This window comes from Pontibacter sp. E15-1 (assembly GCF_022601975.1).
GTDB lineage: Bacteria > Bacteroidota > Bacteroidia > Cytophagales > Hymenobacteraceae > Pontibacter.
The window spans coordinates 1-14,210 of sequence record NZ_JAKVIR010000009.1; the positions used below are offsets into that span (position 1 = coordinate 1).

Sequence of the window (14,210 nt, forward strand, 5' to 3'; positions counted from 1 at the left end):
ATTTTGGGCGCTGCCGATTGCTCAGTTTAAGATTGTTTAGTTTAGGTATTGGGACTTGCTAAGGAGCGACTAATTAAATATGTATATTAGAACTATTCTATTTAATCGTAGATTTAGGATTGAATTATTTAGCCTCTATGAAAACACGTTTACTCATACTGTTAATTCCTGTATTTGCTCTTTTGCAGCTAACTGCCTATGCGCAAGCGTGGCAATGGGTAAAACCAGGAGTAGCGTACACTAACTTAATCTCCGGCATTGATAATTCCAGACAACGGGTGATAGGTATAGAGGTGGATGTTTTAGGTAATTCTGTAGTGGCCGGAAACTTTGAATCCAGTACGCTTAATTTCTATCCCTTCACGCTATATGGCAGTTTTTCGGGGACCCCATTTTTAGTAAAGTATAGTAAATCTGGAATTCCGATTTGGGCAAGAAAGATTTCGAATTCTTCAGGGGTTGGCGGAAGGACATTGTCTGCTTTGACGACAGACAATAACGGGAATATTTATGTTGTTGGGTATTATAATGGGAGTATAGCTTTCTCTCCCTCCGTTACATTTCCTGACGCAACGTTAAATGGACCCAAAAAAAGCTTTTTTGCTAAATATGATAAAGATGGGAATGTGTTATGGGCTAGAAATCTTGGCGTGGGTGAAATCTATCCGTTAGCTATAACTAATACTGGTGATGAAGTTGTAATAACCGGAAAGTTTCAAGATACAGTCGAATTTGGTACGCAAACATTTAAAACTAATGATCTTGGAGATATCTTCTTAACTAAGTATGACTCAAGTGGCAACTTTAAGTGGGTAGAAGTTATAGCCGGTCAAGATATAGATTCAGGAGAAGATGTAAAAATCGATGGTAAAGGCAATATCTTTCTCGCAGGAGTTTTCTCGTGGCAGTTAGAGTTTGAAGACATTAGTTTATCATCCAATTTACCTAAATCACATTTTGTCAGCAAGTTTTCAGCAGGCGGTAAATTGCAATGGGCAAAGGTGTTTAATAGTAGTAACCATGAGAACTCAATTAGTACTGATAAAGCGGGGAATGTTTATCTCACAGGATCCTGTTCCAAGACTTTTAAAGTAGATGGTTTTGAAATAGTTAACAGAGGGGCGGATTACAGTACAAGTGATGTGTTCATCTCTAAGATCCATACAGATGGTAGTGTGGAATGGATTAAATCTTACGGCAGTTCAGCCAATGAGATTGGTGTAAGCATAGCGACTGACAATTACGGTGATTCTTTTGTATCAGGCTTTTTTAATAAGGAATTTAAGATCGAAGGAGATACTCTGAAAAATGTTCCGTCTACACAGTATGATTACAAATTTGATCTTTTTTTATTTAAAATAGACAGGAACGGTAATGTCAGATGGACAGCTTCTGCGAATTTAAACCTTTCTCAAGCATCCTTCGAGTATGTCAGAGGTTTGGGTATAAGTACGGATAAGGTGGGAAATGTGAACCTTTGCGGAGCGTATTCTAAAGTTGGTGTATTCGATACTACAGAGTTACCTAAAGCAAATTGCAATATTTTTACAGCAAGAATAGTTGATGCAGACTTTGTTCCTCCTGGCTCTGCCTTTATTCAAGGGAGTATTTTTGAAGACGTAAATGGAAACAAAGTCAGGGATGCCTTTGAACGGGGCATGTCTGATATAATTCTAAAAGCAGAACCTGGGCCCTACTACGCAATCTCGAATTCTCAGGGAAAATTTTTTATGGATGTAGAGCCCGGGGCATATACTGTTTCACAGGTTCTTCCTGTGAGCAGGACAAAGATCATTGATCAGGTATACCCTGGAGCTAATCAGTCCTTTACTACTGATATATCAGAGTCAGGCAAGTCCCAACACCTGAACTTTGCCAATCAGGTCAAAGAATGTTCTCAACTAACCGTTGATATCGCCGCTGATCGCCGCCGCCGCTGCTTCCGGAGCAAGACCACCGTTACGTATACCAACGAGGGCACAGCAGATGCCCAGGATGTGAAGATAAAGGTACTTTACCCCAAATACGTCGTGCCTATCAGCAGCGAGGTGCCCTGGACGGCGAAACGTGACTCGGCGCTGGTATTTGACATTGGCTTGGTGCGGGCAGGGGAGCGCAAAAGCTTTGTGATTACGGACTCGACTATATGCGGCAACGAAAGCATCCGGGGGCTGAGCCAATGCATCCAGGCCTTTATCACGCCTAAAAGCACCTGTGTTGTCCCGAGCGATAACCGGGCCTATGCCAGTGTGGCGGTGGCGGGCAGCATTACTAACCAGGAGCAAACGGTGACCTTTTCTATTGCCAACCAAGGCACCGAAGACATGAGCGACAGCACCTCCTATCGGGTATTTGCCAACGCTGCGCTGATCAAGGAGGGCAAGGTAATGCTAAGCCAGGGAGAGCACGTCACGTTAGAACTGCCTGCCCAATCCGTAACTTACCGCCTGGAGGCAGACCAGGTAGCAGACCACCCCGGCAAGAGCCGTCCCACGGCAAGTATTCAGCCGTCATCTGTTCCGGGAGGCGCGGATTCTATTGTAGTGCCCACGCCCATCGATGCTTTTTACCAGGATGATGCCGATGTCGATACAGATGTCTCCTGCCTAACCATCATAGACAGTTACGACCCAAACGACAAGCAGGTGAGTCCGCAGGGTATCACCAGCCGGAGGTATATAAAAGCCGAAGACGACCTGAAGTATCTCATCCGGTTTCAGAACACGGGCACAGACGTGGCCTACAACGTGGTGGTGGAAGACACCATCAGCGAGCACCTGGACATCTCCTCGCTTCGGATTGGCTCCGCGTCGCATCCGTTCACCTATACCGTGTCGGGCAAAGGCAGGCCCGTTGTTACGTTCACCTTCAAAAACATCAACCTCCCGGACGATAAAGCAGACGAGCCGGGGAGCCATGGCTATATAAAATTCTCCATCGCCCAGAACCCAAGTAACCCGGACGGAACAGTGATCCGCAACACCGCCTATAACTACTTTGACTATAACAGCCCGATTGCCACCAATGAAGTGGTGAATATAATTGGGGATACCGTGTTGGCCTCGCCGGTGCCCCTGGTGGTATACGAGTGCGGCAAAGACGAGCCAACCCCGGCACAGGCAGGCGCGGCCATACAGTTGTGCGAAACCAACCAGGCCGTGTTGCAGGCCAACCAGCCTGCCAAAGGCAGAGGCCGCTGGAAGCTGCTCAGCGGGCAGGCAACAATTGTTAACCCGGAAAGCCCAACCACTGCGCTACAAGATATCGGGTATGGCGAAACGCTGCTGGAATGGTCGGTCACCTTGTGCGAGGCGTCCTCCAGGAGCCAGCTGAAAGTTAACCGGTTTGCCCTGCCTCCCGCCCCCGGTATAACTATGCCCGACATCCAATGCGAGGGCGATCAGCTTTTGCCTGTCACGGCCGAGGGGAGTAACATTGCCTGGTATGAGGATGCGGCGAAGCAGCACAGGGTGTTTGCAGGCAACAGCTTTATACCCACGGTGTCTGCCACTACCACGTTCTATGCCACCCAGACAGTAAACGGCTGCGAGAGCCCGGTAAGTGCTGCCGTTGTGCGCATTCATCCCAACGAAGTGGCGGTAACCGCTACCAAGGATACGTTGATTGCGCCGCAGGCAGATAGCTACCAGTGGTTTTTCGAGGATCAGCCGCTAAAGGGAGAAACGAGCCAGAAACTGCTGGCCAGAAACACGGGCCCATACCGCGTGGCAACAGTCACCAACGGCTGCGAAGCGCAAAGCAAAAGCGTTATGCACGTGGTGCAGTTGCCCACATCCATACTCAAACTGAGCCCGAACCCTACGCAAGATGAACTATTGGTGGCATTTGTCTCGAACGCTATCGGGGAGGCGACCATTACTGTCAGGGATCAGTTGGGCAGGCGGGTCATGCGCGTTCAGGTCCGGAAAGCGCATACCGTTCTGGAGCAGCAGCTTGATATGGGATCGCTTGCGCCGGGTATGTATTTTCTGGATATCCGCATACAGCAGGAGGTATACAAGGCCAAACTGGTGAAGCTGTAACATTTCTGTGCGAATCCGCTTATAGGAAAATAGTGCTGTTATTTTAACCCCCTTGCGATGAACAAGATTATACTTCCTGAGCTTCCTGTCTTAGACGACTTCGATCTATACCTCACCTTCCTCCGGACAAACCAGCAGGTGTCCGTTACCGGGAGCAGCGCGCATCTGAAACAGGCAGACCTGTTCCGGCTGAACCCGGAGATGCACTTCCAGGCCGCTTGGGTGACCAATAAAAGCAGGCAGCCGCAGTACCCTTTGCTCGACTTCTTCTATCAGGTGGTGATCGCCGGTAAGCTGGCGCGGGTGCACCACGAGAAAAAAGGCGTATACCTGAAAGTGAATCCCGAGCAATTGGAGAAGTATGACCTGATGACGCGCACCGAACGCTACTTTTTTCTGCTGGAGACGTTGTGGTGCCACCTCAATTGGGAAGAGCTGACAGGTGCCCGGAGCCTGTTTTTTGCAGAATCAGTGTTTGAGTTGCTGGGCCTGATGGCGCTAAGCGATCCCGGACAGGAGCTGGAGGTGCAGGACAGATCGGTGCAGGTGCAGGCTGGCAAGCCGCCGCTTCATCTGTTTAGCCGGAAAGCGTATGAAGTGCTTTGGTTTCTGGGCTTTTTCGATCTGGTGCCAGACCACACGCTCACGAAGCGGCCCGAGAGCCATGAATTTCCATACCGAAAAATAGTAGCCCGCGAGTTGAGCCAGCACCTGGTGCCTGTGCTGCTGGAGCAACGGCCACTGGAAGCATGGAACCAGCCTTTTGACCAGGGGACTGATATGTTTGATGAATTGGAGAACATCTTCAACATGCTGCAGGACGTTGCAGGAGGAGAGGCAGAGGAGACGGAACCAGAGATGAGTAAACCGGATGAGCCTTTCATCGAAGCGTTTAAGCCCCTGTTTGCTCCTGAAGATCTGGAGGAGGATTTTTATAGCCAGCAGGAAACGTTTAAGGACGGTTGCTATACCCTTAAAGTGTCACTGTCCGGGAAGCTATACCGGACCATTGCCATCGGCGCCTCGGCCACGCTGGAAGAGCTGCACCTGGCTATTCAGCACTTCTATAAGTTCGACAACGACCATTTATATGCCTTCTACATGGATGGTAAAGAATGGTCGGACGCGGGCATATTTGACCGGCGCGGAGAACGAGGGCCGTTTGCAGATGAGGTACGGCTAGGCGAGCTGGATTTATATGAGGGCATGCGCTTTGTGTACCTCTTCGATTTTGGCGACTGCTGGCTTTTTGAGTTGTTGGTTCAGAAAATTGAACCGAACGTGCCCGTTACTGGTACGGCCACATTGGTGGAAGAAAAAGGGGATGCACCCGCCCAGTATCGGTAGGAGGATGAAGAAGAGGAGCAATAAGGCTCATAAAAAAACTTATACGAATGGCTAAAAAGAAATCCCCGAAAATGTGGCTGCCCACAACTGGCAAAGCTGTCAAGCCAAAAATAGCGGAGGCACAGAAGCAGCAGGTGGAGGCGCAGTGCCAGGTGCTCATCCAAATGAAAAAGCCCGAGTGGGTGCAGCCGCCAAACAGTGAGTGGGGCTACGTGAGCGATGTATATGGCAAGTGGTACCGCAGCTTCTTTTACTTCTGTGCCACCTATCGCTATGCGTCGCCAGATGCCATCCTGCCAGAGCGGGAGATGAAATTTGCCCGCCTGGAGTATGCTGGTGCCAACACGTTTCATCTGGCTTACTTTCGCCATACCGGACAGTGGTGGCAGGTGTTCGAAAGCCTCAGCCTGCAGGATTGCCTGGAGGAAGTGGAGAAAAACCCGATTTTCTGGCCCTAAAGCTAACAGTGCTCCTCATACCTCCAGACCTCACAGTGTCTGCAAGACCTGTGAGTGTCTGTGCTATACCGAAGCGGCTGTGCTATACCCAAGCGGCTATGCTTACCCAAGCGGCTATGCTTACCCAAGCGGCTGTGCTATACCGAAGCGGCTTAATTATTCCAGGAAACGCTCTGTTATACCTGAGAATTGCTCTTCATCATACCCCGTAGCCACTCCCATACTCCGAAGACACTCACTAGCATATCCCCAAAGAAGCTCTTCATCATACCCCAACATTCCATCCTTCCCAAAGACACTCACAGGTCTTGCAGACACTGTGAGGTCTTGAAGTTCTCTCGATGTAAAAAAATCTCAGGCATTAGTTGGCAATACGAAAACTATTTCTACATTTGTAGTGTACTATGTAACTAATACACTAAGCAAATGAGACTATGGTTGAGTTAAAGAACATTCACTTCAGGTATAAAAAGAAGAAGCCGCTCTTCGAGAACCTGAACCTGACCCTGCAGCCGGGGTTTATCTATGGTCTGCTGGGAAAAAACGGCGCGGGGAAATCCTCGCTCCTGAAGCACATCTCCGGGTTGCTATACCCCGACAGCGGCCAATGCTCGGTGTTTGGCTTCGATGCTTCGGCCCGAAAGCCTGCCATGCTGGAGGATATTTACCTGATCCCGGAGGAGTTTAACCTGCCGCCCATCAGCCTGCGCAGCTACGTGAAGACGAACGGCGTGTTCTACTCCCGGTTCAGTTACAACCAGCTGCAGGCGTACCTGGCGGAGTTCGAGCTGCCAGAGGACGCCAAACTCTCCACGCTGTCGTACGGGCAAAAGAAGAAGTTCCTGATTGCCTTCGGCTTGGCCACCAACGCCCGCCTGCTTATCATGGACGAGCCAACTAACGGCCTCGATATCCCGTCCAAGAGCCAGTTCCGCAAGATCATGGTGTCGGCGCTGGACGAGGAGAAGATTGTCGTGATTTCCACGCACCAGGTCCGCGACCTCGAAAACCTGATCGACAACGTGGTGGTGCTCGAGAACGGCAGCATCATCTTTAACCGCAACATAGCCGAGATCTCAGAGAAACTGGCCTTCGAACACGATGTGGCGGACATGCCTGCAGCAGAGGTGCTGTACGCTGAGGAAATGCGGGGCCGGAAAGCGGGCATCGTCAAGAACGCGGCGGGCCACGATGCGCGGGTAGATCTGGAGTTGCTGTTTAATGGCGTTATCCGGAACGCAGCCGGTATAAACGAACACTTTGCCAGTTACAAGTATGAGTACTAAACACACCGTGCGCCACCAACTGAAGCAGTTGGAGCTCTCCTTCAGCACTCCGCTAATTGCCATGGCAGCCCTTGCCTGTGCCATTCTGGTAGAGACAGAGCAGCTAAACTATACCTATCCGCTGGAATTGGTGCTGCAAGGCATTGTACACGATTCCGCTCTCCTAACCATTCTCGTAAAATAAAACCATGACTACAGAACTGAACCTGAAACGGCTGAGCTTCTTCTTGAGAAGGCAGCTATACCTGAACGTCAACACCATGTGGATCGCCATTGTGGCAGTCCTGGGCGTGCTGCTGATCGTTTCTGCGCTGTTTGCCTACTTTAACCCTGACCCCGACACCCTGCTGAATTTGCGCAATCTATACCTGGTGGTGTTCATGCTGGGGGGGTATATCTTCACCAGCAAGGTTTTCGACGAGATGCACGCCCCGCAGAAAAGCTATATGTTCCTGACGCTGCCTGTGTCGGCCGCCGAAAAGCTTCTGGCGGCCTGGTTTGTCACCTCGCCGGTATATGTGCTGGTGTTCGGGCTGATCATACTGCTGCTCTCTTTCTTCAGCTCCCTGGTGGCAGGCAACCTCGAGGCGTTTCCATACCTGTTCGACAAGAGTTTCTTTGTCGTGATACGGGTATACCTGGTTACGCAGGCCATCTTCGTGCTAGGGGCAACCGCTTTCCGGGGCAACAACTTCCTGAAAACGCTGCTGGCCCTGATCGTGGCGGCGCTCCTGATTAGTGCCTACACCGGAGGCCTTGGCTATCTGCTGTTCGGGCAAAGCAACTACCGGGGAGGCCCCAGCGACGAGTTTAAAGACACCGCAGAATATATCTTTACTAAAATCATCCCGATGCTGTTCTGGTGGCTGTTTGCGCCGTTCATGCTGTTGGTTTCTTATTTCAAACTAAAAGAAAGGCAGGTGTAAGATGGAATTCAGAGAGAACCAAGCCATATATCTACAGATCGCGAACCGCTTCTTCGAGAACATCCTCCAGAAGAAATGGGGCAGCGGCGACAAAGTACCCTCTATCCGCGACATGGCCGTGGAGTTTGAGGTGAACCCCAACACCACCATGCGCACCTTCAACTACCTGCAGGACAAAGGCATCATCTACAACAAGCGCGGCATTGGCTATTTCCTGGCCGACGACGGCTTTGAGAAAACCATCGCGATCAAAAGAGAGCAGTTTCTGGAGGAAGAGCTGCCGGTGTTCTTCAAAAACATGCAGCTGCTGGGCATCAAGCTCGACGACCTGAAGGCCTATATAAGTGCGAAGCCGGAGCTGAATGGCCATTGAGTGTGAAATTTATAAGTTATTTTAAAGCGCTAAAAACATGAACATGAGTAATAAACTTCTGCTGGGCCTTCTGCTGACGATCCTGGTATTTATAACCGTGATGCTCGGCACAGCTAGATTTTACGTTATGGAGGGGAAATTCAAACAGGAACATACGTCTCCCCCTGCCCCGCCTGCCGTGCCGGAGGCTCCTGCTGCCCCAGCGCTTTAATAAGCGTTTTTGGAAGTTCGTTTTGGAAGCAAAGCTTGCACATGCTTCAAAGAAACACTGCTGGTACAAGCGCCCTTTGCAATTTTTATCTCGCGCTCAGGCAACCTTTGCCCTTGCTTCCTTATCTATTAGGCGAACCTTCATTTAACCTATACAACTATGATGAGAAAAATACAGATGGTATGCGTGTTGCTGCTGTTTCCGCTGCTGACCTGGGCACAAACCAAAGTGAACGCCTCCGAGATAATCGAGAAGATGAACCGGGGCGAGGCCGTTTCTTACAAAAATGCAGAGATCGTGGGCAACCTCGACATGACGAAGCTGCAGAACATGAAACGCAAGAGCGGGAAGCAGGACACCGAAGCGTACATCAGCACCGTGACAGCCCCAGTTACTTTTGTGAACTGCACGTTCAGGGGCGATGTGCTGGCATATTATAGCCCAGACAACGGCGCGTCGGGCATGTTTAACAATACCAACCGAGTATATAATACCCATTTCGAGAAAGACGTGCTTTTTGAGAACTGCATGTTTGCGCAGAAAAGCGCCTTTAAGTATGCCGGGTTCAAAGGCAAGGCCTCTTTCCAAGGAAGCCGCTTTACAGAAGAGGCGCTGTTCAAGTATACCGATTTCTCCAAAGACGTGAACTTCAGCAATGTGCGTTTCGAGGAGGCGGCCAATTTCAAGTATGTTGATTTCCCGGATAAAGTGAGTTTTGCCGGCGCTACGTTTGCGGAAGAGGCAAACTTCAAATACACCAAGTTTCTGGAGGGCGCAGACTTTCAGGAAGCCCGTTTCGATGGCACGGCCAATTTCAAGTACGCCAAGATCTCAGACAGCTTTAACCTTCGCGGCACCGACTTCCGGGGCGGAGACGACTTTAAGTATACCCGGCTGAACGATAAATCCGTTTCGCTTTCTGGTTTACAGAGCAGGTATAAATAAGAGTATGTTTAAATTTCGTTTTTGGAAGCGAAAATTGTTCAGGAAGGGTTCTGGCGAAGCGTTTTTTGAGCCGCATAGCAGCGCTATGGGGTGATAAAAAGGCGAAGTCAGGTTCCTTTATGAACAATTTGCAGCCCAAAAGATGAATTTTAAACATGCTCTAAGGCCGTTTTACTCAACCAGCGATAGGATATGGACAAGCCCCTCGCTGGAGTCCAGGTCTTTCACGGGCGGCAGCGCCAGCCATTTTGCCCGCACCTCGTTTATAAAGGGCGTACCGATCACGGTGCCCTCGCTGTTCTTTTTCCTGGTAATCGCCGCGGCGAGGGCTATTTTCAGCACATTGGCTTTCACGCGCAGGGTATACCGGGCATAGCGGCCCGGGTGTATGTGCACATGCCTGCCCGGCACCACTCCCCAGCGCAGCACCCACGCCGAGGCATCTGAGAGCGGGAGCACGCGGTGGGCCGCCCCCGAACTGGCGATATACCGGCGATAGGCGTCGGGCTGCAGCAGGCCGTGCTCCTTTAAAAACTGGAGCACCTCCTCCGCTACCTGCGCTGCCGGCAGTGCCCCTATGTATAAATCCAGCTGTGAGCGGCCGATTGTTCGGAAAGCTGCCTTTAACTCGGCCTCCGGGGCATGTGTCCCGCGCTCCACAAACGCTTTTATATACCCCAGGTGGTGTTTCAGCGGATGAAAGAGGATCGGAGCCGGGAGATGTTCTGAAAACATAGAGGATATGCGCTACTGATGATTGAGGCAGAAGTTTGCGTGTCGAAATTTTGTGCCACTCAGGCAACCCTTCATTCTGTACCTGCATCTGTGTTTCTATAAGTCGATGGGGTATACCCATCACCTTCCAAACCCTGCGCCGGTGCTTATACCAAAATACCGGCTGCCAAATTCCGGATTCGTCGAGTCTGCTACGCTGTAGATCGATAAATTTCCGTTATAAGTATAAAGGAATAAAGTTTTTGTATAACATTCAGTACCTTGTATAACAAACTACCGTTATAAATAAGGACCGCCACCGAAAAAGCCGAAGCCTATGATCGAGCTGAACCACATTCATAAATATTACGCCGTGGGGCAAAACAAGCTGCATGTGCTGAAAGGAATCGACATGCAGGTGCGCGAGGGTGAGTTTGTGTCGATCATGGGCTCCTCTGGCTCCGGCAAGTCCACGCTGCTCAACATCCTGGGCATTCTCGACGATTATGAAGGCGGCGAATATACCCTGGCCGGCACCCGGATCAAGAACCTGTCGGCGGCAAAGGCGGCTTTTTACCGCAACAAGTTTCTGGGCTTCGTGTTCCAGTCGTTCAACCTGCTCTCGTTTAAAAACGCGATGGAAAACGTGGCGCTGCCGCTCTACTACCAGCAGGTAGGCCGCAAGCAACGCAACAAGCTGGCGCTGGAGTACCTCGACAAGGTGGGATTGAGAGACTGGGCCGAGCACTCGCCCAACGAACTGTCGGGGGGGCAAAAGCAGCGCGTGGCCATTGCCCGGGCGCTTATCTCGCAGCCCAAGCTCATCCTGGCCGACGAGCCGACCGGTGCCCTCGACACACAGACCTCCAACGAGGTGATGGAAATTTTCAAGGACGTGAACCGCAAGGGCATGACCGTGGTGATCGTGACGCACGAGAACGACATTGCCGACCAGACCCACCGCGTGATACGCCTGAGAGACGGCCTGATCGTGAACGATGACCACGGGCTGAGTACGGAGGCCGCACAGCCAGACAAGAGGACTGTGGCTACGGGCCATTAGCCCGCAAACACAAACCAGCCATCAACCATTTAACCACTCAGCAGATGTTCGACCTTGACAAATGGCAGGAGATATGGGGCACGATGCAGAAAAACAAGCTGCGTACGTTCCTGACAGCCTTCGGTGTGTTCTGGGGCATCTTTATGCTGGTGCTTTTGCTGGGCGCGGGCAAGGGGCTGGAGAATGGGGTATACAACCGCTTCGGCGACGGGGCCAAGAACAGCATCTACGTCTGGAGCGGCAAGACCGCAGTTGCCCACAAGGGTATGAAACCCGGCCGGGAGATAAAACTCACCAATGAAGACCTCAAAGCCATAAACCGCGAAGTCAGCGACCTGGACATGATGGCCCCCCGCAACCGCGTGTGGGGCGAGTATACCATCAACTACAAAAAGCAGAACGGCTCCTACCAGGTGTTCGGGGCACAGCCGGATTTTCTGGAGCTGAACGGCGAGCGCCCCAACCGCGGGCGCCTGCTCAATGAACTGGACGAGCAGGAAAAGCGCAAAGTGGTGGTGCTGGGCGAGCAGGTGGCGCAGGTGCTTTTCAAGGAACAGGACCCAGTGGGCGAGTACGTCAACATCCGGGGCATATATTTTAAGGTGGAGGGCACCTTTAAGGTGCGTGGCAACAACAGCGGCCGCCGCGAGGAGCGCGCCTATATCCCTTTCGCTACCCTGCAAGGCGCCTTCAACCAGCCAAACCAGGTGCAGATGATGCTGCTCACCTCCCAGAATGACGTTCCGGCCACAGAGATGGAAGACCGCCTGCGGAAGCTGCTGGCACAGCGGCACAAATTCTCGGAGGAAGACGACATGGCGCTCGGGGTGGAAAACACGGAGAAGGAATTTCTAAAAGTGATGGGCCTGTTCAGCGGCATCCGCATCTTCGTCTGGGTTGTGGGCATCGGCACGCTGATAGCGGGTATAGTAGGCGTGAGCAACATCATGCTGATCATCGTGAAGGAACGCACCCGCGAGATTGGCGTCCGGAAGGCGCTGGGTGCCACGCCCGCCTCCATCGTAAGCCTCATTTTACAGGAGTCGGTGGTGATCACGGCGTTCTCGGGCTATCTGGGGCTATTGGCCGGCACGGGGGTGCTGGCGCTGCTGGAGTATTTGCTGGTGTCGTCGGGGGCGGAGATGGCTTTCTTCGCCAACCCCGAGGTAGACCTGAGCGTGGCGCTGTCGGCTACGGTGGTGCTGGTGCTGTCCGGGGCGCTGGCCGGTTTGGTGCCTGCCCTGAAAGCCGCCAACATCAAACCCATTGAGGCACTGCGGGCGGATTGATTTTAATTATGAATGACGGAATACCTGATTTTTGAATGAGAGGTTGAGTGAGTTTTATACTTAGTAAATCTGAAGCTTTCGCCTTACAAGATATAACTAGAGAGCCGCTGTTGCTGCTTCAAAAATGAAGCGTTCATACCATTTTAATCAGTCACTCAACCACTCATTCAAAATTCAATAATCAGTTATTCAAAATTATGTATGCATGATCGACATCGATAAATGGCAGGAGATTTTCAACACCGTGAAGAAGCACAAGCTGCGCACGGCGCTGACCGCCTTTGGCGTGTTCTGGGGCATCTTTATGCTGGTGGTGTTGCTGGGTGCGGGCAAAGGGCTGGAAAACGGCATCACGAGTGAGTTTAACATTGCCAAGAACGCCGTCTTCGTCTGGACACAGCGGACCAGCGTGCCCTATATGGGACTGAAGGCCGGTCGGTTTGTCCAGATGACAAACGATGATGTGGCGGCCATCAGAGCCAACATCCCGGAGGTGGGCGTGGTGGCACCCAGCAACCAGCTGCGGGGCGATTTCACGGTGAACTACAAAGACAAGAGCTCTGCCTTCACAGTGAACGGCGAAACGCCCGATGTGCTTTTTGTGAAGCCGCTGCAAGTGACCTCCGGCCGTTTTGTGAACGAGATCGACATGCAGGAGAAGCGCAAAGTAGCCGTAGTGGGGCCGCGCGTGCTGGAGGTGCTGTTTCCGGGGGAGGAAAATCCGATCGGTAAGTACATCAGCATCCGGGGCAGTTATTTTCAGGTGGTGGGCACGTTTGAGCCGCAGGGCAAGGGCGAGGACATTGTGGAAGACGCCAAGGTGATTTACATACCGCATACCACCCTGCAGCAAACCTATAATCAGGTGAACCAGATCGGGTTTATGGCGCTCATACCTAAGCCCGGGGTGCCCGCTGAACTGATAGAGGAGAAAGTAAAGACCCTGCTAATGCAGCGCCATCAGGTAGCCCCCGAAGATGTGAAGGCCTTTGGCTCGGCAAACGTGGAGAAAGAGTTTCAGGATGTGCAGGGGCTGTTTGCCGGTATCGCCGGGTTTAGCTGGCTGGTGAGCATCGGCACCATCATCGCGGGCATCATCGGGGTGGGCAACATCATGCTGATTGTGGTGAAGGAGCGGACCAAGGAAATCGGGGTGCGCAAGGCCCTGGGCGCCACGCCGTGGTCTATCATCAGCCTGATTATACAGGAGTCTATCGTGATCACGGGCTTTGCCGGGTATATGGGGCTGCTGACGGGCACCGGTCTCATCGCCCTGATTGAGTACCTGATGCGCCGGTTCGATGTGCAGGCGGGCTTTTTCGGCATTCCGGAGGTAAACCTGGGCATCGCAGTGACGGCCACCGTGCTGCTGGTTTTCACGGGGGCTCTGGCTGGCCTCATACCGGCCACCAAAGCCGCCCGCGTCAACCCGGTGGTGGCGCTCCGCGACGAGTAGCGCGTTGCAATTTCCCTGTTGTCATCCTGAAAGGATCTTGTGGGCGTATCGCAACAGCATAACTTCCACAGAACCAGTGTTCTTCTGAATAAGAGGTAT

General features: G+C 51.9%; 13 protein-coding genes. 12 read left to right on the plus strand and 1 reads right to left on the minus strand.

Translation table 11 applies throughout. The annotated features are described in order from the left end of the window. Window positions 1-1,775 precede the first annotated feature (1,775 nt). The 9 genes from MKJ04_RS07530 to MKJ04_RS07570 all read left to right on the plus strand — a co-directional run bounded on the left by MKJ04_RS07530 (window position 1,776) and on the right by MKJ04_RS07570 (window position 9,589). Complete coding sequence (locus MKJ04_RS07530) at window positions 1,776-4,043, plus strand: T9SS type A sorting domain-containing protein (RefSeq protein WP_241640975.1); 2,268 nt, start codon at window positions 1,776-1,778, stop codon at window positions 4,041-4,043. A gap of 57 nt (window positions 4,044-4,100) precedes the next feature. After that, window positions 4,101-5,390, plus strand: a complete 1,290-nt coding sequence (locus tag MKJ04_RS07535; protein WP_241640976.1) for a plasmid pRiA4b ORF-3 family protein — start codon at window positions 4,101-4,103, stop codon at window positions 5,388-5,390. Between the two features lie 47 nt (window positions 5,391-5,437). Continuing rightward, on the plus strand, window positions 5,438-5,848 hold the full coding sequence (locus tag MKJ04_RS07540; RefSeq protein WP_241640977.1) for a hypothetical protein: 411 nt from the start codon (window positions 5,438-5,440) through the stop codon (window positions 5,846-5,848). A gap of 434 nt (window positions 5,849-6,282) precedes the next feature. Beyond that, window positions 6,283-7,134 carry an ATP-binding cassette domain-containing protein gene (locus tag MKJ04_RS07545; protein WP_241640978.1) on the plus strand — a complete coding sequence of 284 codons (852 nt, stop codon included), beginning with the start codon at window positions 6,283-6,285 and terminating at the stop codon, window positions 7,132-7,134. Next, window positions 7,124-7,318: a hypothetical protein gene (locus MKJ04_RS07550; protein ID WP_241640979.1), complete on the plus strand. Its 195-nt coding sequence runs from the start codon at window positions 7,124-7,126 to the stop codon at window positions 7,316-7,318. The genes MKJ04_RS07545 and MKJ04_RS07550 overlap by 11 nt, the downstream gene beginning before the upstream one ends. A gap of 4 nt (window positions 7,319-7,322) precedes the next feature. Further along, a complete protein-coding gene (locus MKJ04_RS07555) occupies window positions 7,323-8,060 on the plus strand; it encodes a hypothetical protein (protein WP_241640980.1) in 738 nt (245 codons plus the stop codon). 1 nt (window position 8,061) lies between these two features. Continuing rightward, complete coding sequence (locus tag MKJ04_RS07560; protein ID WP_241640981.1) at window positions 8,062-8,433, plus strand: GntR family transcriptional regulator; 372 nt, start codon at window positions 8,062-8,064, stop codon at window positions 8,431-8,433. 43 nt (window positions 8,434-8,476) lie between these two features. Next, window positions 8,477-8,644, plus strand: coding sequence for a hypothetical protein (locus MKJ04_RS07565; protein WP_241640982.1), 168 nt, complete (start codon window positions 8,477-8,479; stop codon window positions 8,642-8,644). 159 nt (window positions 8,645-8,803) lie between these two features. After that, the gene (locus MKJ04_RS07570; RefSeq protein WP_241640983.1) at window positions 8,804-9,589 is read left to right on the plus strand and encodes a pentapeptide repeat-containing protein; all 786 of its coding nucleotides are present in this window, start codon (window positions 8,804-8,806) and stop codon (window positions 9,587-9,589) included. Between the two features lie 171 nt (window positions 9,590-9,760). Here MKJ04_RS07570 and MKJ04_RS07575 read toward each other — a convergent pair whose 3' ends face one another. Further along, on the minus strand, window positions 9,761-10,324 hold the full coding sequence (locus MKJ04_RS07575; protein ID WP_241640984.1) for a hypothetical protein: 564 nt from the start codon (window positions 10,322-10,324) through the stop codon (window positions 9,761-9,763). 316 nt (window positions 10,325-10,640) lie between these two features. Here MKJ04_RS07575 and MKJ04_RS07580 point away from each other — a divergent pair, with 316 nt between their 5' ends. From MKJ04_RS07580 to MKJ04_RS07590, 3 genes are all read left to right on the plus strand, one after another. Next, a complete protein-coding gene (locus MKJ04_RS07580) occupies window positions 10,641-11,366 on the plus strand; it encodes an ABC transporter ATP-binding protein (RefSeq protein ID WP_241640985.1) in 726 nt (241 codons plus the stop codon). A gap of 44 nt (window positions 11,367-11,410) precedes the next feature. Beyond that, window positions 11,411-12,655 (plus strand): ABC transporter permease, encoded by a 1,245-nt coding sequence (locus MKJ04_RS07585; protein ID WP_241640986.1) that lies wholly within the window; start codon window positions 11,411-11,413, stop codon window positions 12,653-12,655. A 205-nt stretch (window positions 12,656-12,860) separates the two neighbouring features. Then, window positions 12,861-14,111, plus strand: coding sequence for an ABC transporter permease (locus MKJ04_RS07590; RefSeq protein WP_241640987.1), 1,251 nt, complete (start codon window positions 12,861-12,863; stop codon window positions 14,109-14,111). Window positions 14,112-14,210: the final 99 nt, after the last annotated feature.

Coding starts and splice junctions, on each gene's coding strand:
- MKJ04_RS07590 (WP_241640987.1), top strand. CDS start 12,861: ATGATCGACATCGATAAATGGCAGGAGATTTTCAACACCGTGAAGAAG.
- MKJ04_RS07570 (WP_241640983.1), top strand. CDS start 8,804: ATGATGAGAAAAATACAGATGGTATGCGTGTTGCTGCTGTTTCCGCTG.
- MKJ04_RS07535 (WP_241640976.1), top strand. CDS start 4,101: ATGAACAAGATTATACTTCCTGAGCTTCCTGTCTTAGACGACTTCGAT.
- MKJ04_RS07565 (WP_241640982.1), top strand. CDS start 8,477: ATGAGTAATAAACTTCTGCTGGGCCTTCTGCTGACGATCCTGGTATTT.
- MKJ04_RS07550 (WP_241640979.1), top strand. CDS start 7,124: ATGAGTACTAAACACACCGTGCGCCACCAACTGAAGCAGTTGGAGCTC.
- MKJ04_RS07540 (WP_241640977.1), top strand. CDS start 5,438: ATGGCTAAAAAGAAATCCCCGAAAATGTGGCTGCCCACAACTGGCAAA.
- MKJ04_RS07585 (WP_241640986.1), top strand. CDS start 11,411: ATGTTCGACCTTGACAAATGGCAGGAGATATGGGGCACGATGCAGAAA.
- MKJ04_RS07560 (WP_241640981.1), top strand. CDS start 8,062: ATGGAATTCAGAGAGAACCAAGCCATATATCTACAGATCGCGAACCGC.
- MKJ04_RS07575 (WP_241640984.1), bottom strand. CDS start 10,324: ATGTTTTCAGAACATCTCCCGGCTCCGATCCTCTTTCATCCGCTGAAA.
- MKJ04_RS07555 (WP_241640980.1), top strand. CDS start 7,323: ATGACTACAGAACTGAACCTGAAACGGCTGAGCTTCTTCTTGAGAAGG.
- MKJ04_RS07545 (WP_241640978.1), top strand. CDS start 6,283: ATGGTTGAGTTAAAGAACATTCACTTCAGGTATAAAAAGAAGAAGCCG.
- MKJ04_RS07580 (WP_241640985.1), top strand. CDS start 10,641: ATGATCGAGCTGAACCACATTCATAAATATTACGCCGTGGGGCAAAAC.